The organism is Citrobacter sp. MGH110, assembly GCF_001037515.1.
In the GTDB taxonomy this organism is placed as follows: Bacteria; Pseudomonadota; Gammaproteobacteria; order Enterobacterales; family Enterobacteriaceae; genus Citrobacter; species Citrobacter portucalensis.
Window position 1 is genome coordinate 1,339,170 of record NZ_KQ089830.1, and the last position, 19,398, is coordinate 1,358,567.

Genomic DNA, 19,398 nt, shown 5'->3' on the forward strand with positions numbered 1-19,398 from the left:
TTTGAAAATATAAGTCAGGAAAATAAAACAGTGGAGAAAGTCTAAGGTATGACGACCAGGATCAGCTTGAGATAGCGCAATTTTTCGTACAACAGTTAAAAAATGTTAACCCTGTAATAGACGAATCAACAAAGAACCGTTATACATCGCGTCCTTCACGAGTGCCGCCCCCGCCATCGTCCCCTGATTGGTAAACTGGGTACTTTCAACGACTATATGCTGACTGTAAGCCGGAAGCGCCTGCTGACGAATGCTGTCAGCGATGGTTGGGAACAATATATCTGCCGCTTTACTGAGCGGAGAGCCAATCAATATCTTTTGCGGGTTGAACAAATTCACCATGATGGCAAGAATTCGACCGACGTGGGTCCCAACGCCGCTAATGATATCTTTCGCCAATAAATCACCCTGCATGGCCGCCAGACACAGCGCGTCTACCGTTAACGGTTGTCCATGTAGAGAAGAACTCATTGACTGCTTCAGGCGCACCTGCGCCAATTCGAGCACGCTATCGACGCTGGCGATTGTTTCCAGACAACCATGGTTGCCGCAGTAGCAGCGTTTACCGTAGGGATCGACCTGCGTATGGCCAATCTCCACCAGGCTACTGCTGCCTGCATGCAGCAAATGGCCGTCAGTGATCACCCCTGCACCCACGTTATGATCGATCACCACCTGAATGACGTCGCGCGCACCGCGCGATGCGCCAAAAAGCGCCTCGGCCATCGTCCAGGCGCTGATATCGTGCTGAATATACACCGGCACGCCGGTATGGTTCTCAAGCGCTTCGCCCAACGGCATCTCTTTGACATCTTCGTAAAATGGCATGCGATGAACGATACCGTTTTCAGTATCAATAATGCCGGGTAAGGTGATGGCGATGGAGGTTAAGCGCTCCAGCTTTTGCTGGTGGCGGATGAAAAACTGATCGACCTGGGTTATCACGCGATCCAGCAACGGCGTTTCACTGACCAGTGGCATGTCCAGGCAATCTTCAACCACCAGCTTGCTGCTCAGATCGCGTAGCGCCAGAAAAATCTCGCCACGACTGATACGAATGGATAAGTAGTGCCAGGCCTCCGTTTCGACAACCAGCCCAACGGCCGGACGACCACGGCTACCCGCTTCCTTAATCTCCAGCTCTTGCACCAGATGCGCTTCGAGCATTTCGCGGACAATTTTGGTAATGCTGGCAGGCGCCAATTGTGCCAGGCGGGAGAGATCAATACGCGATACCGGACCCAGCTGATCAATCAGGCGATAAACCGCACCCGCATTGGTCTGCTTAATTTGATCGATATGCCCAGGCTGACTATCAGCAACCACCACTTACTCCCTTTATTTTCGCGCTCCGAAATAATCTGCGGGCTATGGTGAAGCACTTCAATGGCTTCCGTCAACTTTTTACTTAGCCTTGTGATTTACTGCACATTTTCGCCCATTTTTAAACTAAATTAACCGCTCTGAACGGCCGCCAGAAGCTGCTCGCGAAAACGTTGCGCGGCGTGACTTTGCTCATGATGCTTTGGCCACACTAACCACATTTCCGAGACAGCATCTTCTTCCGCTATCGGGATCCAACACATTTCATACAGTTGCACCCGTTTAAAAGAAGCAGGAAGTATAGAAACCCCTAATCCTGCGGCCACCAGCCCAATGATAGTCATCGCCTCGCCAACCTCCTGCGCAATCGTCGGCTTCAGTCCATAGCGACGCATCAGGCCCAGAATATCGTCATACAACCCTGTCCCCACATGGGGGTCAAAAAAGACAAATGGCTCATTCGCCAGCTCGGCCAACGTGACCACGGGTTTTTGCGCCAACGGATGCGCGCGTGGGATCATCGCCATCAGTGGTTCATGCAGAATGATTTCACGCTCCAGCGTTTCCGGAAGCTGCGTATTACGCAGAAGTCCCAAATCCAGCGTTCCTTCATTGAGCGGGGCAATTTGCTCACGCGTGTTCATTTCACGGGTTTGCATATGCACTGCCGGGTAGCTTTGGCGAAACAGCGATAACGTATCTGAAACCGCTTTGATAAACGGCGCGGACGACGTAAAGCCGATACGCAATTCCCCTGCTTCTCCCAGATGCAAACGCTCAGCCCTGGCGGCGGCTTCATTAACCAGCCCGAGGATCTGCCGACTGTCCGCCAGAAACTGCTTTCCGGCAGAGGTCAGCGCCACGCTACGGTTAGTTCGGGCAAGTAACCGGGCACCAACCTGCTGCTCAAGGATCTGGATCTGCTGGCTTAGCGGCGGTTGCGAAATGTTTAACCGCGCCGCAGCCCGACCAAAATGCAACTCTTCGGCAACGGCCACAAAGTAACGTAAATGACGCAGTTCGATATTCATATTTTAAAAGTATTATTTGAGATTATTAATATATTAGACAGAATATTGTGATTTTCATACTCTTAAGGCTGGTCCTGTAGACGTAATTGAATGAGCAAGGATTTCAAGTGAGCCGTACAACAACTGTCGATACCGCGCCAACAAGCGATGTTGATGAACAGATAGTTACCCCGCCGGATGGTTTTATCAAACGCGGAACATCCCCATTTATGCGCGTCACGCTGGCGCTGTTTTCTGCCGGACTGGCGACTTTTGCCCTCCTCTATTGCGTTCAACCCATACTGCCAGTGCTCTCGCACGAGTTTGGGGTTTCTCCCGCAAGCAGCAGTATCTCGCTTTCCATCTCGACGGCGATGCTGGCGATAGGGTTACTGTTTACCGGCCCACTTTCAGATGCTATTGGCCGCAAGCCGGTGATGGTTACCGCGCTGCTGCTCGCCTCTTGTTGTACGCTGCTTTCAACGATGATGACCAGCTGGCACGGTATTTTAATCATGCGTGCTCTGATAGGACTTTCACTGAGCGGCGTCGCAGCGGTAGGGATGACCTATCTGAGTGAAGAAATTCATCCCAGTTTCGTCGCCTTCTCAATGGGCCTGTATATCAGCGGTAACTCAATTGGCGGAATGAGTGGTCGCTTGATCAGCGGCGTGTTTACCGACTTTTTTAACTGGCGTATCGCGCTGGCGGCGATCGGCTGTTTTGCCCTTGCCTCTGCGCTGATGTTCTGGAAAATCTTACCGGAATCCCGTCATTTCAGACCCACATCGCTGCGCCCGAAAACGTTGTTTATCAACTTCCGTTTGCACTGGCGCGACAAAGGTTTGCCGCTGCTGTTTGCGGAAGGTTTTTTACTGATGGGATCGTTTGTCACGCTGTTTAATTATATCGGCTACCGCCTGATGCTCTCCCCGTGGGAGCTCAGCCAGGCGGTTGTAGGTTTGTTATCTGTGGCGTATCTGACCGGGACATGGAGTTCGCCAAAGGCGGGTTCTATGACCACTCGTTATGGCCGTGGCCCGGTAATGCTCTTTTCAACAGGCGTGATGCTGGTTGGACTTTTGATGACCCTGTTCACATCGCTATGGCTGATCTTCGCCGGGATGCTGCTCTTTTCAGCCGGGTTCTTTGCCGCGCACTCCGTAGCAAGCAGTTGGATTGGACCACGAGCAAAACGCGCTAAAGGCCAGGCTTCTTCCCTGTATCTGTTCAGCTATTATCTGGGATCCAGTATTGCCGGTACGCTGGGCGGTGTGTTCTGGCACAGCTATGGCTGGAACGGCGTGGGCGGATTTATCGCCCTGATGCTGGTGTTGGCGTTGCTGGTCGGTGCGCGTTTGCACCATCGTCTGCACGTATAATCCGCGATGCCCGGGTTCCGGGCATCACCTTCATCACCCTGGCTGTAACGTCTGAGCCGCCATCTGCAGAGCAACAACTGTCCCGTTCATCACTATATGCAGCAAAATTGGCATCAACAGACCGTTGCTTTTCAGTCTGGCCAGGATCAACACCTGCGACACAAGAAACAACATCAGCAACGTGCGTAGATCCACATACTGCGTATGCATGATGGCAAAAATGACCGATACCACAACTGACGACAGCCAGGTTTTATTATTGAACCAGTACTGGAACGCGTTGAATAAACAGCCTCTGAAAACAATTTCTTCATAAACTGGCGCGATAAATATCAGGGTCAACGTAGATAACCACAACGCATAACTACTTAAGGATATTTGGCTGGTCACCCACGCTTCGGTTTGTCTGAGCCCCAAAATCAATGGCAGGATAAGCTGAATAAACAGCAGCGCCGCGAACAAAATGGCAAACCACCTGGCGTTGAAAATGCCTTTGCCCAGTCCCTCTCTTTTTCTAAAGAAGAAATAATACAGCGGAACCAGCACAACAAATTCCAGCGCAAACAGCAGCGGAAAAAGTAACCCTTTGGCAAGCAGGTCCTGACTCGCGGGGAAAAACAACGGGGTAAACGTAAGGCCAAACATCAGTAAAAACATTGAAAAGCAGCCAGCAACTGCTTTGGTCCTGGCGATATACAGGTTGTCGGCATCCTGTGACATACAATCTCCTTGCGCTCATCGAAGATAAGCTGATGAATTATCGATATATGATAAAAATTCTCATTATCACTGACAACCTACCAACTTTTACGCAATGCCCATGGGGACAATGCCAAAACCCTATTTACTCTGAAACATCACCGTCAACTACTCAGGGGAGAATCCGCCAGCGGCAACGAAAAACGGAAGCAGGCCCCTGCCGTTGAGTTAACCAGATGTATATCTCCTCCATGCAGTTCGAGCATTCTACGCACGATCAGTAAGCCCAGGCCGCCGCGCTCGGCCCGCTGCTCACGGGGAATTAACGCGGTCGGGCGCTGAAACAATACTTCTCGCACAGCGTCTTCTACCCCTGGCCCGCTGTCCTGCACTTCGGCTAACAAACGGTCTTCATCACGCCAGACTTTTAGCCGCACTTCGCCTCCGTCAGGCGTATGACGGATAGCGTTATCCAGCAAATTCGTCACGACTCTTTCTATCATCGATAAATCGGCATTCACCAGCGGTAACGGCCCCGTTACATCAAGGTGCAACTGCAAATGACGCGTGGCAACAGGGAGATCAAATTTCTGTGCCACGTCCTGGATCAATTCACCAATAGCAAAACGTTCACGCTGCGGTTTTATACCGCCATGCTCCAGCCTTGCCAGCTCAAACAGCTGTTGTGACAGATGACGAACTTTATGCCCCTGGCGCAGCGCGATGCTAAGATAATGCCGATTTTCCTCCGGCGTCATCGTATCGGCTTTCAGCGACAGCATTTCCAGATACCCCAACAGCGAAGTCAACGGCGTGCGTAGGTCGTGCGAAATATTGGCAATAAACTCTCTGCGCTGACGATCGCTGTCTGCTAATAAATCCCACTGCTGGGCAATTTTCTGCGCTAACTCAATAAACGCATTGTTCAGCAGCGCTATTTCATTCTCCGGGACCGGTTCGGGATTTTTTTGTGCCAATTGTTTGATGACGGTAATGCTGTCCTTCTCCAGTTTTACCACCTGTCCGGTTAGCCTTTTTACTGGATTCGTCACCCATCGCCACACCAGAAAACCTGCAATTCCACCGGCGAATAAAACCAGTATTAACGTCCAGGCCACGGTATTCCAGAGCGTTTTTTGCCAGGCGGTATTCGCCAGCATATTCAGATCTTCGCCCTGCAGAATAATGTACAAATAGCCATGTAGCTCACCGTTATATAAAACTGGCGCGGCGCTGAATACCTTTTGCTGGCTGCTACGCGGATCGTTGCCATAGACGGGCAACGCATCTGATTTAAGGAAATCCTGTATCGGCTGTACGCTAATTTTCTGCCGCTGGATATGCCCCGGCGGTGCGGCATCAGCAAGTATTTCACCTGATGGTGAAACCAGATACAGCTCCACGCTGGGGTTGAGCGTCATCAGGTGATTAAACAATCCTTTTAAGGTCTGGCGATTAATCTGCCCGCTGGTATCAATAAGCGACTCACTTTTGACAATCTTGCTCGCCAGCTCCAGCGAGAGCCTTTGCACCATGGCGTCGCCATACTGTTTACTGCTGCGGATCTGGACAACACTGACGGTAACCGCACAAATCAGCATAATGGCGGTAAAGACGAGGGTCAGACGCTGGCTCAGCGACAGGCGATAAATCATGGCTGATGCTCCGCGTTAACCGCAGCAAGCTTATAGCCTCGTCCCCAAACCGTGAGAATAATTTCCGGCTCGGCAGCATCCTTTTCAATTTTGGTCCGCAGGCGATTAATATGACTGTTCACCGTATGCTCATACCCTTCATGCTGGTAGCCCCACACCTGATCTAACAGCGCCTGACGGGAAAAGACCTCGCCTGGATGACGGGCGAAAAAATAGAGCAGATCGAATTCGCGCGGCGTTAAATCGAGGGATTTACCATGCAGCCGGACTTCCCGGGCTAATGGGTCAATCTCTACGCCATGAACGGTGATAATCCCCGCCTCCATACGTAGGTTCTGACTCATCGCTTCCTGACGACGAAACAATGCCTTTACCCGGGCCATCAACTCCAGCACCGAGAAAGGTTTGGCCAGATAATCATCGGCACCCATTTCCAGCCCCAATACACGGTGCGTTTCACTGGTGCGGGCGCTGATGATAATGACGGGCAAATAAAAACTCATTTGGCGAATGCGACGACAAATCTCCAGCCCGTCGACACCCGGCAGCATCAGATCGAGGATAACGGCATCCCAGACGTGTTTCTCCAGTTGTTCAAGCGCACGAGCTCCGTCTGCCTCATGAACAATCTCGTAACCCTCATCCTTCAGGCTAAGCTGCAAAAGTGAGGCAATATCGCTGTCATCTTCCACCAAAAATATCTTTTTCGCGCCTGCCATCAGTGTCATCCCCCTCTCGTCGTGCTGAAAGCTTACCTCAGGCAAGGGGCGGAAGTTATCACAAAATTTTTAACTTTTCGTGAGGATCCAGGGATACGCATGCGAGCAGTATGTCGTTATAGACACGTCAGACATCAACAGGGAAACGTCGCTTGTTTTCCTTAACATGAAAATAAGAAGGAAAAGTCATGCTAAAAAAACGTCCACTTCGGGAAGCAGATGTTACAGCCGAGTCAGTATTTTTTATGCAACGACGACAGATCCTCAAAGCACTTGGGATAGGTGCTGCTGCGGCCACGCTGTCCTCCCCTACACAGGCTAATTTGCTGGATTGGTTTAAAGGCAACGATCGTCCACCCGCACCCGCAGGCAAAGCGCTTGAGTTCACAAAGCCCGAACGCTGGCAAAACAGCCTATCACTGACGCCAGAAGACAAGGTGACGGGCTACAACAATTTCTACGAATTTGGTCTGGATAAAGCCGATCCTGCGGCCAATGCCGGTAGCCTGAAAACCGATCCCTGGACGTTAACCATCAGCGGTGAGGTCAACAAACCTTTAACCTTAGATCATGATGCGCTGACCACACGCTTTCCATTAGAAGAGCGTATTTATCGGATGCGTTGCGTTGAGGCCTGGTCAATGGTTGTGCCGTGGGTGGGTTTTCCGTTGCATAAATTACTGGCGCTGGTTGAGCCAACTAGTCACGCCAAATACGTCGCTTTTGAAACACGCTACGCCCCTGATGAAATGCCGGGCCAGAAAGACCGCTTTATTGGCGGTGGGTTGAAATATCCCTATGTCGAAGGTCTTCGTTTGGATGAGGCTATGCACCCGCTCACACTTCTCACCGTAGGCGTATATGGCAAAGCATTGCCGCCGCAAAACGGGGCGCCGATACGCCTGACCGTACCCTGGAAATACGGCTTCAAGGGCATTAAATCGATAGTCAGTATCAAGCTGACGCGTGAACAGCCACCGACGACCTGGAATTTGTCAGCACCGAATGAATACGGATTTTACGCCAACGTAAATCCGCAGGTGGATCACCCTCGCTGGTCTCAGGCTACTGAGCGTTTTATCGGTTCGGGTGGCATTCTCGATGTACAGCGACAGCCCACGTTACCTTTTAATGGTTATGCCGATGAGGTGGCATCGTTATATCAGGGCATGGATCTTCGGGAGTATTTTTAAGTGAGGTTGACTGCAAAACAGATAACCGGTCTGAAAGTGCTGCTGCATCTCGCCGGTTTTATACCCCTGCTATGGCTCTTCTGGGCCGCGCAGCATGGCGGGTTGGGTGCCGACCCGGGAAAAGATATCCAGCACTTTACGGGCATTACCGCGCTGAAGTTTTTGCTGGCTACCCTGCTGGTATCGCCGCTTGCGCGCTATGCAAAGCAGCCTTTGTTGTTTCGTACCCGGCGGTTGTTAGGTTTATGGTGCTTTGCATGGGCCACACTGCATATAACCAGCTATGCTCTGCTGGAACTGGGTATACAAAACCTGGAATTGTTGGGTCGTGAACTGGTTTCACGCCCATGGCTAATGCTGGGTATGGCCGGTTGGATTATCTTATTCCTGTTGACGTTGACCTCGACACAAGCCGCTCAGCGTAAAATGGGCAAACGCTGGCAAACATTGCACAACTACGTCTACCTGGCCGCCATTTTGCTACCGCTGCATTATCTGTGGTCGGTAAAAGTGTTATCACCGCTCCCTATTATCTACGCCATCAGTTTTGTGGTTCTGCTGGCTTTTCGCTATAAAAAACTGTTACGGAAAACCGGGTACAAAGGTGTGTTTATGAAAAGTGAGTGAATCACGGTAAACTTCTTAACCACACCTAAACAGAACGAGAACAAAAAATGAGTAACAATGATAATTACCATCAGCTCACCCGCACGTTCCAGCGGCTCTCTCGCTTCTCCCACCTCTCGGCAATCGCCAGTTGGGACATGTTTACCATGATGCCGCCAGGAGGCAGTAAAGCCCGAGGCGAAGCGCTGGCCGAGCTGAGCGTGCTTGAGCACCAACTGTTAACCGATCCGAAAGTGGCAATGTGGATCGCCGCAGCGCAACAGGAAGATCTCAACGATGTAGAACAGGCGAACCTGCGCGAAATGTCGCGATTGCATCACCAGGCATCCTTGTTGCCCGAATCGTTGGTAGAAGCAAAATCACTTGCGGGAAGCCGCTGTGAGCATGCCTGGCGTAGCCAGCGACCAGCTAATGACTGGGAAGGATTTTCCGATAACCTGAAAGAAGTTGTGAAGTACAGCCGAGAAGAAGCCCGACTGCGCGCAGAAGCTAAAGGTTGTTCGCCGTATGACGCGCTACTGGACATCTTTGAACCAGGAATGACCAGCGCTCAGTTGGATGTCCTTTTCGCAGACGTTAAAAGCTGGCTGCCCGATCTGCTAAACAAGGTGGTGGCAAAGCAGTCTCAGCAATCGCTCATCGCCCCGGTAGGTCCCTTCCCAACAGCTGTACAGCGAGAGCTGGGTCTTGAAACAATGGCACAGCTAGGTTTCGACTTTACCGCTGGTCGGCTGGATATCAGTGCACATCCTTTCTGTGGCGGCGTACCAGAAGATGTTCGCATTACCACCCGCTATGATGAAAACGAATTACTCAGCGCGCTGTTTGGCGTGATCCATGAAACCGGTCATGCGCGCTATGAGCAAAACCTGCCACGCAGCTGGTCTGGGCAACCTATTGCTCTGGCACGCTCAACCGCCATTCATGAGTCCCAGAGTCTGTTCTTTGAGATGCAACTGGGACGCAGTAAAGCCTTTCTGATGCGGTTGATTCCGGCTGTAACGCGCCACTTTGGCGATCAGGCAGCGTTTGAAGAAAGCAATTTCATCGCCTGGAACCAGCAGGTCAAACCCGGGTTTATCCGTGTTGATGCCGACGAGGTAAGCTATCCCGCTCACGTGATCCTGCGTTATGAAATCGAACGTGCGCTTATTAATGGCGATATTGAAGTGGATGATATCCCGGCATTGTGGAACGAGAAAATGCAGGCCTGGCTGGGGCTGTCAACGATCGGAAACTATCGTAACGGTTGTATGCAGGATATTCACTGGACTGACGGCGGCTTTGGCTACTTCCCTTCCTATACCTTAGGTGCCATGTATGCAGCGCAGTTGTTCAGTGCCGCTAACCGCGCATTGCCTGATTTGAATCAGTCTATTGCCCAAGGTGAGTTTGGTGCCCTGTTTGACTGGTTACGTCAGAATATCTGGCAGCATGGCAGCCGCTTTACTACTGAACAGCTTATTACCCAGGCGACCGGAGAGCCGCTCAGCAGCCGTTATTTCCGTTCTCATCTGGAAGCCCGCTATTTGTAATCTCATACCGTGAGTCATTGTACATATCGTTACACGCCGAAACCAATGACTCACGGAAGCCCTGTGTTTACAGCGATATAGTTATTTCAACGGCCCCGCAGTGGGGTTGAATGAAAAACCAAATCGAGGGTATGAGAATGAAAAAAGTATTAGCTCTGGTTGTTGCCGCTGCTATGGGTCTGTCTTCTGCTGCTTTTGCTGCTGAAACAAATGCTACTACCGCTCCGACTGCTGCTGCAACCACCAAAGCAGCGCCGGCAAAAACCACGCATCATAAAAAACAGCACAAAGCAGCGCCGCAGAAAGCGCAGGCTGCCAAGAAACACGCTAAAAAATCCACCACTAAACCGGCTGTAGAACAAAAAGCGCCAGAGCAGAAAGCTCAGGCTGCTAAAAAACACACCAAAAAAGCAGCAACCAAGCCAGCAGCAGAACAAAAAGCACCAGAGCAGAAAGCTCAGGCCGCTAAAAAACACACCAAAAAAGCCGTAAAACACGACACCGCTAAACCAGCAGCTCAACCTGCAGCATAACGCATTTGTAGTCACTATGGCGTCCCCCACGCCATAGCATACGGCGCTAGATCAACCTGATGTAGCGCCGCCTTTCGGAGGGTAAAATGGTGTCACATTACCGCTTTGAGTTCATTCTTATTACTCTGATAATTTGCGCCCTTATTGCCATGCATTTTTATCTTTCCTGAGTGTAGTTATCTGATTTTACTCCCACTTTCTCGCCGTCCCGTCTATAGTATTAACTGAGGGTTTGCTGTTTATAATCATAATTCCCCACCAGAGTGTGATATGCATAAAACCATTGCTGTATTACTGGGCTCAATTTGTTTTTTTCCTGTTGTTGCGCATGCGGATCAGCCAGCAACGACCACCGCTGAAGCAGAAAGCATAAAAACGCTGTTTTTTGGTCATGACGATCGCACGAAAGTAACGGACCCAACGCAATCACCGTGGGACGCTATCGGACAACTGGAAACCGCCAGTGGTAATCTGTGTACCGCCACGCTCATTTCACCGCATCTGGCCCTGACTGCCGGACACTGCTTGCTCGCTCCACCGAAAGGCAAACCGGATAAAGCCGTCGCGTTACGCTTTGTGTCGAAAAAGGGTGTCTGGCGCTATGAAATCCATGGAATCGAAGGACGGGTTGATCCCTCACTCGGTAAGCGTTTGAAAGCAGATGGCGATGGCTGGATTGTGCCGCCATCCGCAGCCCCGTGGGATTTTGGTCTGGTGGTGCTGCGTTACCCGCCTTCCGGAATCACGCCCCTACCATTATTTGAAGGTGATAAAGCGGCGTTAACCGCGGCGTTGAAAACCGCCGATCGCAAAGTCACACAGTCGGGCTATCCGGAAGATCATCTGGACGATTTGTACACCCATCAGGATTGCGTGGTGACCGGCTGGGCGCAGAATACCGTCTTGTCGCACCAGTGCGACACGCTCCCGGGCGACAGCGGTTCACCGTTGATGCTGAAGACAGATTCAGGCTGGCAGTTGATTGGCGTACAAAGCTCCGCTCCGGCGGCGAAAGATCGCTGGCGAGCCGATAATCGCGCCATATCCGTGACCGGTTTTCGCGATAAGCTGGAAGAGTTGGCGCAGGAGTAACATATGCTGCCCGCATTAATGGGCAGCACGGATATCAGGCAAGTTTAATCATCACCATTCCGGCCAGCAGCAGCGCCACACCGATCCAGCCTTTATTATTCAGGCGCTGACCAAACAACACCCAACCAGCCGCTAACGTCGCGGCAATCCCAAACCCGCCCCACAAAGCGTAGGCAACAGAAAGGTCAATACCTTTTACCGCCTGCGACAGCGCGCTAAAGGCCGCTAACACGGCAGCCAGCGACAGCACGCCATAAACCTTGCGGCGAAATCCATCAGAAAATTTCAAAAAGACGTTAGCGACTATTTCCAGCACGATGGCCATGCCAAGCCAGGCACCATGAACCCACTCAAACTGCTGCATGGGTCACCTCTTTGCTCGTTTTGGCAGGTTTTCGAGTACCAGACTTAATCAGCACAATGCCTAATACCAGCGAGACCAGTCCAGCCACTTTCATCGTGGACAAGGTTTCGTCAAATAACAACACACTAAACAGCGTAATAAATAAAATACCGATACCTTCCCACAAGGCATAGGCCACACCAAGGGCAATTTTTTTAACAGCGAAACTAAGAAAAATATATGATAAGGCGATCATTACCAGCATTAAAATAAAGCCTGAATTACCATGGCCAACGCTTGCCCATTTCATTGACAGCGTACCAGTAATTTCAGCCGCGATGGCCAGACCTAATAATATCCAGTAAAACATGATGCTTCTCCTGCTTGAGAATATAGTCCTTTAGGCCTACTGCATGCAGTAAACCAAAAAATAAAATTAGTTAGCTCAGCGCACAGCGCCAGCTCAGGCAGAAGAAGGGACTAAAGCGCGTTGCGCCAGTGTTGCTCACCCGCAAGCAAGAAAGTGGAGGAGGTACGAAGAAGTGTAGGTAAACGCAAAAACATCCTGAACATATTGTCCATAATATTACAATTATCCGCAGTGTTGCTTCTCATCATCGCGGATGATAATTGTCCTCGGTAGTTAAACACAGATGATTTGTATCATAGCTTCAAGACGAACTCAAAGTCTTTTCACTTCTTTACCTGTCCCGTTTGATTTTTGTTATAACGGCTCGACGCAAATCACATTATTATGCAGATTCAAAAATGAAAAATGCGGGAATACACATGGCGAAACCGATCATCACGCTTAACGGTCTAAAAATAGTCATTATGCTGGGCATGCTGGTTATCATCCTGAGCGGTATTCGCTTTGCCGCAGATATCATCGTCCCCTTTATTCTGGCGTTATTTATAGCCGTTGTGCTCAATCCCGTGGTGCAGCGGATGGTCAAGCTTCGCATACCGCGCGTAATTGCGGTGTCATTGCTTATCGTTATTATTGTAATGTTAATGGTGCTGCTGTTGGCGTATTTAGGTACATCCTTAAATGAACTTGCGCGAACGCTACCGCAATATCGCTCTTCACTGGTTATCCCACTGAAAAATCTTGAACCATGGTTACAACGCGCAGGGATCGGCGTTTCCGTGGACGAGCTCGTCAAATATATCGATCCGAACGCGGCAATGACGCTGGTGACCAATTTGCTGGCGCAGCTTTCAAATGCTATGTCATCGATATTTTTACTGCTACTGACGGTAGTTTTTATGCTGCTGGAAGTACCGCAACTGCCCAACAAACTCAAACAAATGATGAGTCGCCCCATTGAAGGTATGGCGGCGATTCAACGCGCCATCGACAGCGTCTCCCACTATCTGGTGCTTAAAACGGCAATCAGCATTGTGACCGGGTTGGTCGCCTGGGGCATGCTTGCTGCATTGGATGTGCGCTTTGCCTTTGTCTGGGGATTACTGGCCTTCGCCCTGAACTACATCCCTAATATCGGTTCTGTATTGGCGGCCATTCCCCCTATTGCTCAGGTGCTGGCATTCAGTGGTCTTTACGATGCGCTGGTGGTTCTGGCAGGCTATCTGGTCATCAACCTGGTATTCGGGAATATCCTCGAGCCGCGGATCATGGGCCGCGGGCTGGGGCTGTCTACGCTGGTGGTATTTCTGTCGTTAATCTTCTGGGGCTGGTTGCTCGGTCCCGTGGGGATGCTGCTTTCTGTGCCGCTGACCATCATCGTGAAAATCGCGCTTGAGCAAACCAACGGCGGTCAAAGCATTGCCGTGCTGCTTAGCGATCTGAACAAAGAATGAGTTTTCGCCCCGCCATTACGGGGCATTTCCTTTATCGTTTCACGCGGAAAGCCAAAACGGCGCTTAACAGCGTAAATAGCGCTATTATCCACGCCATGGTCCAGGGCGTGCCATCACTGAAGGCGGCCAGCAGCAACGATGAGATAATACCGCTGCCATATTGCAACGCGCCAATCAGCGCCGAAGCTGAACCCGCAATGTTCGGTACCGCGTCCAACGCAGCAGCAGTCGACGTCGCGGCAATAATGCCATTCATCGAGAACAGCAGAAAAATGGAAACGATAATGGCAACAATTCCGCCTGACTCCAGCTTAACCAGCAGTGCAAGCGCCACTGCGGCCAGCGCCGCCAGCATCGTCGCATATTTCAGCAGTTGTTCCAGAGCGTGTCGTTGAACCAGACGACGGTTAACCACGCTCATCGCCATAACACCGATAATGTTTAGCGCAAACAACCAGCCGTAATGCTGTGGATCAACATGGTAATAGCTAATATAAACAAACGGTGACCCGGTAATAAACGCGTACGCACCGACGTAATAAAACGTCAGGCTCAGGGTATAGCGCATAAAACGCCCATTCGTTAACAACGAGCGGTAATTACGAAATGCGCCAGCCAAAGAGGCTTTCACCCGTTTATCTTCCGGCAATGTTTCGGGCAGCCAGTTTAGGGAGATAAACATCAGCGCACCAATCACCACCAGCAGCCAAAAAATTGAGTGCCAGGTGCTCAGGCGAATAATTTGTCCGCCAATCAACGGTCCGGCGATTGGCGCAATCGCCATCACCAACACCAGGGTCGAGAGCATTTGCGCCGCACGAGTACGTGCAAAGAGATCGCGGATCATCGCTCGCGCCAGCATAGGTCCGGTACAGGCTCCAAGCGCCTGAAATACCCGCCAGAAAACAATTTGCGTGATACTTGTAGACAGCGCACACCCTGCGGAACCAATGATAAATAGCACCATGCCGATAAACAGCGGCTTGCGCCTCCCCATATGATCGCTAATCGGCCCCCAAATCAACTGTGCGATAGTAAAACCAATTAAGAAACCAGTAATCGTCAGCTCAACATTGCCATGTAAATCCTCGGCCATCGTCGGCATTGCTGGAAGATAAATATCGGTAGAAAGCGATGTAAAGGCCATCAGGCCACTGAGGATCAGAATAAAAGTAAGACCGGTCTGGCTTGCGGTAGTTACCGGTGAGGCATGTTCACGTGTACGCATAGTGCCCTGTCATGTTCTAAAAGTCAGGTCGCAGTATATAGACAACGTATTGCCGTGATTAGACGGTTAAAACCGCATGAGTTTATGAACTGAAATCATGAATGATGAAATCATAGGCGTCATATTTTGTGACTTACTTCCAATAATTACCTTTCAGAAATGAATTCTACTCATAGGTCCATGCGAATTTCACAGACTAATCGTATCAACACATATTTGCTAATCTGCAGCCAATGCAACGATGATGCTCAGGAGAACCCAATGAATACAACAGTTCTGAATAACGGTGTTGAGATGCCCCTGCTCGGATTTGGCGTTTATCAAATGACCGATGCCAGCGAATGTGAGCAAGCCGTACGGGATGCCATTGATACAGGATATCGCCTGATTGATACCGCAGCCTCCTACCAGAATGAAACTCAGGTCGGCAATGCACTTAAGCAAAGCGGAGTCCCCCGCGAGGCGCTTTTTGTGACTACCAAACTGTGGTTACAGGATACCAACTATGCAGGCGCAAAGGCGCAATTCGCACGTTCTCTGCAACGGCTTCAACTGGGTTATATTGACCTTTATTTGATTCATCAGCCCTATGGCGATGTGCACGGTGCCTGGCGCGCGATGGAAGAATTATATGAAGAAGGGAAAATCCGCGCGATTGGCGTGAGTAACTTTCATCCGGATCGTCTGGCGGATTTAATCGCTTTCAATCGCATTATTCCAGCCGTTAACCAGATTGAGGTGAATCCTTTTCATCAGCAACCGCATGCCGTAGCCTGGATGCAGAGCCGGAATATTCAACCGCAAGCCTGGGCGCCGTTCGCTGAAGGACGCAATGACCTGTTTCAGAACCCGGTCTTAGCGGCTATTGGTGAAAAATATGGCAAAAGCGTTGGTCAAGTCGTGCTGCGTTGGATTTATCAACGTGGGATAATTTCGCTGGCGAAAACCGTGCGTAAAACGCGGATGGCCGAGAATATTCAGGTGCTGGACTTTGCCCTAACGGCGGAAGAGATGACGCAAATTGCCGCGATGGACAGCGGAACCAGCGCGTTCTTCTCGCATCGCGATCCGGCTCGTGTGGAATGGATCACCCAGCGTAAACTGGATGTATAAAAAAACGGCCTCCGCAGAGGCCGTCTTACTTTTACTGGCAATTACAGCGCTTTCAGGATCGCATCCACGCTGGCTTTGGCATCGCCAAACAGCATATGGGTGTTATCTTTAAAGAACAGCGGGTTCTGCACACCTGCATAGCCGGTGTTCATTGAACGTTTGAACACAATTACGTTCTGCGCTTTCCACACTTCCAGCACCGGCATGCCGGCGATCGGGCTGCGCGGGTCATCCTGCGCCGCCGGGTTTACCGTGTCGTTGGCACCAATGACCAGCACGGTATCGGTATCAGCGAAATCATCGTTGATCTCATCCATTTCCAGCACGATGTCATAAGGGACTTTGGCTTCCGCCAGCAGCACGTTCATATGACCAGGCAAGCGCCCTGCTACCGGGTGAATACCAAAACGCACTTTGATGCCGCGCGCGCGAAGTTTCTCAGTGATTTCCGCGACCGGATACTGTGCCTGAGCCACTGCCATGCCGTAGCCCGGGGTGATGATCACGGAGTGCGAGTTCTTCAGCATTTCTGCTGTGTCTTCCGCAGTAATCTCACGATGTTCACCTACTTCTTCATCAGACCCGGTAGAAGAACCGTCAGAACCAAAGCCACCCGCAATAACGCTGAAAAATGAACGGTTCATCGCCTTACACATAATGTAAGACAGGATCGCACCAGAAGAACCGACCAGCGCACCGGTAACGATCAGCAGATCGTTGCTCAGCATGAAGCCCGCCGCCGCCGCCGCCCATCCTGAATAGGAGTTAAGCATTGAAACAACAACCGGCATATCCGCACCGCCAATGGACGCCACCAGATGCCAGCCAAAAGCCAGTGCAATAATGGTCATCACCAGCAGCGCCAGAACCTGCAGGCCCACACTTTCGGTACGAACAAACACCACCAGCAGCAGGAAAGAAACAACCAGCGCCGCCAGGTTCATTTTGTGACGATTCGGCAGCATCAGCGGTTTAGAGGAGATCTTGCCGCGCAGTTTGCCAAAGGCCACCACAGAACCGGTAAAGGTCACCGCACCGATGAAGATACCCAGGAACACTTCCGTCAGGTGAATGTTCACCAGAATCGGCTCCAGGCCCGTATCGTGATACAGGTAGCTGTTGAAACCCACCAGTACCGCAGCCAGACCAACGAAGCTGTGCAGAATCGCCACCAGCTCCGGCATCTCGGTCATTTCGACTTTCTTCGCCAGACGAATACCAATCGCGCCGCCGATGATCATCGCTACCAGGATCCACGCAACGTTGCCGGTATCCGGGCCAAAAATCGTAGCAATCAGCGCAATCGCCATCCCGGCGATGCCGTAGTTGTTACCCTGCTGAGAGGTTTCGTGTTTCGAAAGCCCCGCCAGACTAAAAATAAACAGGATCGCGGCAACAATGTATGCAGCTGTAACTAATCCTCCAGACATATGTTACCCCTTAGTTTTTCCGGAACATTTTCAGCATGCGCTGAGTCACGGTGAAGCCACCGAAAATATTAATGCTGGCAATAAGCACCGCGATAAAGCTCAGGAAACTCACCCAGCCACCCTGGCCAATTTGCAATAACGCCCCAACCACGATAATCCCCGAGATGGCGTTAGTCACAGACATCAGCGGAGTATGCAACGCATGTGACACATTCCAGACCACGTAGTAACCCACCACGCAGGAAAGCGCGAACACCGTAAAGTGACCAAGGAACTCTTTCGGCGCGACGTCGGCGAGCCAGCCAAACAAAATCACTACCAGCGCCATCAGCGCATATTTGCGCCACGGAGAGACAGGCTTTTTCTCTTCTTTCGGCGCTGGTGCGGCTTTTGGCGCAGCCTGCGGCTGAGCAGAAACCTGGATCGGCGGCGCAGGCCAGGTGATTTCACCCTCGCGAACCACCGTGACACCACGTACAACCACGTCGTCAAAATCGACAGTGATATTGCCGTCTTTCTCTTTGCACAACAGTTTGAGTAGGTTGACGAGGTTCGTGCCGTACAGCTGGGAAGATTGCGTTGGCAAACGGCCTGGCAGATCGGTATAGCCGATAACCTTCACCCCGTTCTCGGTGGTGGTCACCTGATTAGGCACGGTATATTCGCAGTTACCGCCGTTTTGCGCGGCAAGATCGACAATTACGCTGCCCGCTTTCATCGAATCGACCATTTCACGGGTGATCAGTTTCGGGGCAGGTTTGCCCGGAATCAGCGCTGTGGTAACGATAATGTCGACGTCTTTCGCCTGCGCAGCGAAGAGTTCCATTTCAGCTTTGATGAACGCTTCGGACATCACTTTGGCATAGCCATCGCCGCTGCCCGCTTCTTCTTTAAAGTCCAGTTCAAGGAACTCTGCGCCCATACTCTGCACTTGTTCCTTCACTTCCGGACGGGTATCAAAAGCACGCACAATAGCACCCAGGCTGTTTGCCGCACCGATCGCCGCAAGACCTGCCACACCCGCACCAATCACCATGACCTTGGCAGGTGGAACCTTGCCTGCGGCGGTGATCTGGCCGGTGAAGAAGCGACCGAATTCATGTGCAGCTTCAACAATAGCGCGATACCCGGCGATGTTCGCCATCGAGCTTAAGGCATCCAGCGACTGTGCGCGCGAAATACGCGGCACGGAGTCCATCGCCATGACCGTCACGTTGCGCTCTGCAAGTTTTTGCAGCAGCTCAGGGTTTTGCGCGGGCCAAAGAAAACTCACCAGCGTCGTGCCCGGATTGAGTAACGGAATTTCCGCCTCCTCCGGCGCATTGACCTTCAGGATGATCTCTGACTGCCAGACTGCATTTCCATCAACAATTTCTGCGCCTGCTTGTACAAACGCCTTATCGTCAAAACTCGCCAGTTGACCTGCACCGCTTTCAACCGCGACGCTGAAACCCAGTTTAAGCAGCTGCTCAACCGTCTTCGGCGTGGCTGCAACGCGGGTTTCATTGGTTAACCGTTCTCTTGGTATGCCAATTCGCATAATGTTCCCTTCCATCTGTAATTATGATGATGGTTTATCAATGTTCGCACGAGGCATGCGCGCACTCTCGAAAGAGGTCAGTGTTACCTCAATAAAATAAAACAGTAACAAACTCTGTATAACCTACTGAAAATGACGCCTGTGATCTAGCG

The 19,398-nt window shown here is 51.2% G+C and carries 19 protein-coding genes; 8 read left to right on the plus strand and 11 right to left on the minus strand.

Annotated features, from left to right (window positions below):
* Nucleotides 1–105: 105 nt before the first annotated feature.
* Nucleotides 106–1,326, minus strand: a complete 1,221-nt coding sequence (gene mlc / locus SK38_RS06340) for a sugar metabolism global transcriptional regulator Mlc (protein ID WP_048214222.1) — start codon at nt 1,324–1,326, stop codon at nt 106–108.
* A gap of 128 nt (nt 1,327–1,454) precedes the next feature.
* Nucleotides 1,455–2,354: a LysR family transcriptional regulator gene (locus SK38_RS06345; protein WP_032943386.1), complete on the minus strand. Its 900-nt coding sequence runs from the start codon at nt 2,352–2,354 to the stop codon at nt 1,455–1,457.
* A 107-nt stretch (nt 2,355–2,461) separates the two neighbouring features.
* Here SK38_RS06345 and SK38_RS06350 point away from each other — a divergent pair, with 107 nt between their 5' ends.
* Nucleotides 2,462–3,715: an MFS transporter gene (locus tag SK38_RS06350; RefSeq protein WP_003832886.1), complete on the plus strand. Its 1,254-nt coding sequence runs from the start codon at nt 2,462–2,464 to the stop codon at nt 3,713–3,715.
* Between the two features lie 33 nt (nt 3,716–3,748).
* Here the strand turns inward: SK38_RS06350 and SK38_RS06355 are convergent, their stop codons facing one another.
* From SK38_RS06355 to SK38_RS06365, 3 genes are all read right to left on the minus strand, one after another.
* A complete protein-coding gene (locus tag SK38_RS06355; protein ID WP_003832885.1) occupies nt 3,749–4,435 on the minus strand; it encodes a CPBP family intramembrane glutamic endopeptidase in 687 nt (228 codons plus the stop codon).
* 143 nt (nt 4,436–4,578) lie between these two features.
* The gene (locus SK38_RS06360; protein ID WP_048235413.1) at nt 4,579–6,069 is read right to left on the minus strand and encodes a sensor histidine kinase; all 1,491 of its coding nucleotides are present in this window, start codon (nt 6,067–6,069) and stop codon (nt 4,579–4,581) included.
* Nucleotides 6,066–6,788: a response regulator transcription factor gene (locus SK38_RS06365; RefSeq protein WP_008784719.1), complete on the minus strand. Its 723-nt coding sequence runs from the start codon at nt 6,786–6,788 to the stop codon at nt 6,066–6,068. Before SK38_RS06365 ends, SK38_RS06360 begins: the two co-directional genes overlap by 4 nt.
* Before the next feature lie 188 nt (nt 6,789–6,976).
* Here SK38_RS06365 and msrP point away from each other — a divergent pair, with 188 nt between their 5' ends.
* The 5 genes from msrP (at nt 6,977) to SK38_RS06390 (ending at nt 11,768) form a co-directional block, all read left to right on the plus strand.
* Nucleotides 6,977–7,981 carry a protein-methionine-sulfoxide reductase catalytic subunit MsrP gene (msrP, locus tag SK38_RS06370; RefSeq protein WP_048235414.1) on the plus strand — a complete coding sequence of 335 codons (1,005 nt, stop codon included), beginning with the start codon at nt 6,977–6,979 and terminating at the stop codon, nt 7,979–7,981.
* Nucleotides 7,982–8,608, plus strand: coding sequence for a protein-methionine-sulfoxide reductase heme-binding subunit MsrQ (msrQ, locus tag SK38_RS06375; protein ID WP_048235415.1), 627 nt, complete (start codon nt 7,982–7,984; stop codon nt 8,606–8,608).
* 47 nt (nt 8,609–8,655) lie between these two features.
* Complete coding sequence (locus SK38_RS06380) at nt 8,656–10,143, plus strand: carboxypeptidase M32 (protein ID WP_008784716.1); 1,488 nt, start codon at nt 8,656–8,658, stop codon at nt 10,141–10,143.
* A 137-nt stretch (nt 10,144–10,280) separates the two neighbouring features.
* The gene (asr, locus tag SK38_RS06385; protein ID WP_048235416.1) at nt 10,281–10,676 is read left to right on the plus strand and encodes an acid resistance repetitive basic protein Asr; all 396 of its coding nucleotides are present in this window, start codon (nt 10,281–10,283) and stop codon (nt 10,674–10,676) included.
* Nucleotides 10,677–10,946: 270 nt separating this feature from the next.
* Complete coding sequence (locus tag SK38_RS06390) at nt 10,947–11,768, plus strand: trypsin-like serine peptidase (protein ID WP_008784714.1); 822 nt, start codon at nt 10,947–10,949, stop codon at nt 11,766–11,768.
* A 34-nt stretch (nt 11,769–11,802) separates the two neighbouring features.
* Here SK38_RS06390 and mdtI read toward each other — a convergent pair whose 3' ends face one another.
* The 3 genes from mdtI to SK38_RS25400 form a co-directional block, all read right to left on the minus strand.
* Nucleotides 11,803–12,132 (minus strand): multidrug/spermidine efflux SMR transporter subunit MdtI, encoded by a 330-nt coding sequence (gene mdtI, locus SK38_RS06395; RefSeq protein ID WP_008784713.1) that lies wholly within the window; start codon nt 12,130–12,132, stop codon nt 11,803–11,805.
* Nucleotides 12,119–12,484: a multidrug/spermidine efflux SMR transporter subunit MdtJ gene (gene mdtJ / locus SK38_RS06400; protein ID WP_162623449.1), complete on the minus strand. Its 366-nt coding sequence runs from the start codon at nt 12,482–12,484 to the stop codon at nt 12,119–12,121. Before mdtJ ends, mdtI begins: the two co-directional genes overlap by 14 nt.
* Before the next feature lie 107 nt (nt 12,485–12,591).
* Complete coding sequence (locus SK38_RS25400) at nt 12,592–12,762, minus strand: protein YdgV (protein WP_087050578.1); 171 nt, start codon at nt 12,760–12,762, stop codon at nt 12,592–12,594.
* Between the two features lie 138 nt (nt 12,763–12,900).
* On the opposite strand from SK38_RS25400, the gene SK38_RS06405 reads away from it, so the two are divergent.
* Nucleotides 12,901–13,935 carry an AI-2E family transporter gene (locus SK38_RS06405; protein ID WP_003832866.1) on the plus strand — a complete coding sequence of 345 codons (1,035 nt, stop codon included), beginning with the start codon at nt 12,901–12,903 and terminating at the stop codon, nt 13,933–13,935.
* A 31-nt stretch (nt 13,936–13,966) separates the two neighbouring features.
* On the opposite strand, the gene SK38_RS06410 is transcribed toward SK38_RS06405, so the two are convergent.
* Entirely contained in the window at nt 13,967–15,163 is a 1,197-nt protein-coding gene (locus SK38_RS06410; protein WP_048235417.1) for a multidrug effflux MFS transporter, read from the minus strand.
* Nucleotides 15,164–15,424: 261 nt separating this feature from the next.
* Here SK38_RS06410 and SK38_RS06415 point away from each other — a divergent pair, with 261 nt between their 5' ends.
* Nucleotides 15,425–16,276 (plus strand): aldo/keto reductase, encoded by an 852-nt coding sequence (locus SK38_RS06415; RefSeq protein ID WP_048235418.1) that lies wholly within the window; start codon nt 15,425–15,427, stop codon nt 16,274–16,276.
* Nucleotides 16,277–16,317: 41 nt separating this feature from the next.
* On the opposite strand, the gene pntB is transcribed toward SK38_RS06415, so the two are convergent.
* Complete coding sequence (gene pntB / locus SK38_RS06420) at nt 16,318–17,706, minus strand: Re/Si-specific NAD(P)(+) transhydrogenase subunit beta (RefSeq protein ID WP_003832859.1); 1,389 nt, start codon at nt 17,704–17,706, stop codon at nt 16,318–16,320.
* A 10-nt stretch (nt 17,707–17,716) separates the two neighbouring features.
* Nucleotides 17,717–19,246, minus strand: a complete 1,530-nt coding sequence (pntA, locus tag SK38_RS06425) for a Re/Si-specific NAD(P)(+) transhydrogenase subunit alpha (RefSeq protein ID WP_003028945.1) — start codon at nt 19,244–19,246, stop codon at nt 17,717–17,719.
* Nucleotides 19,247–19,398 lie beyond the last annotated feature (152 nt).

Bases quoted from the DNA above. Each gene is read 5' to 3' on its own strand.
- SK38_RS06345 (WP_032943386.1), bottom strand. From the start codon at position 2,354: ATGAATATCGAACTGCGTCATTTACGTTACTTTGTGGCCGTTGCCGAA.
- SK38_RS06355 (WP_003832885.1), bottom strand. From the start codon at position 4,435: ATGTCACAGGATGCCGACAACCTGTATATCGCCAGGACCAAAGCAGTT.
- SK38_RS06360 (WP_048235413.1), bottom strand. From the start codon at position 6,069: ATGATTTATCGCCTGTCGCTGAGCCAGCGTCTGACCCTCGTCTTTACC.
- SK38_RS06365 (WP_008784719.1), bottom strand. From the start codon at position 6,788: ATGGCAGGCGCGAAAAAGATATTTTTGGTGGAAGATGACAGCGATATT.
- msrP (WP_048235414.1), top strand. From the start codon at position 6,977: ATGCTAAAAAAACGTCCACTTCGGGAAGCAGATGTTACAGCCGAGTCA.
- SK38_RS06380 (WP_008784716.1), top strand. From the start codon at position 8,656: ATGAGTAACAATGATAATTACCATCAGCTCACCCGCACGTTCCAGCGG.
- asr (WP_048235416.1), top strand. From the start codon at position 10,281: ATGAAAAAAGTATTAGCTCTGGTTGTTGCCGCTGCTATGGGTCTGTCT.
- SK38_RS06390 (WP_008784714.1), top strand. From the start codon at position 10,947: ATGCATAAAACCATTGCTGTATTACTGGGCTCAATTTGTTTTTTTCCT.
- mdtI (WP_008784713.1), bottom strand. From the start codon at position 12,132: ATGCAGCAGTTTGAGTGGGTTCATGGTGCCTGGCTTGGCATGGCCATC.
- SK38_RS06405 (WP_003832866.1), top strand. From the start codon at position 12,901: ATGGCGAAACCGATCATCACGCTTAACGGTCTAAAAATAGTCATTATG.
- SK38_RS06410 (WP_048235417.1), bottom strand. From the start codon at position 15,163: ATGCGTACACGTGAACATGCCTCACCGGTAACTACCGCAAGCCAGACC.
- SK38_RS06415 (WP_048235418.1), top strand. From the start codon at position 15,425: ATGAATACAACAGTTCTGAATAACGGTGTTGAGATGCCCCTGCTCGGA.
- pntB (WP_003832859.1), bottom strand. From the start codon at position 17,706: ATGTCTGGAGGATTAGTTACAGCTGCATACATTGTTGCCGCGATCCTG.
- pntA (WP_003028945.1), bottom strand. From the start codon at position 19,246: ATGCGAATTGGCATACCAAGAGAACGGTTAACCAATGAAACCCGCGTT.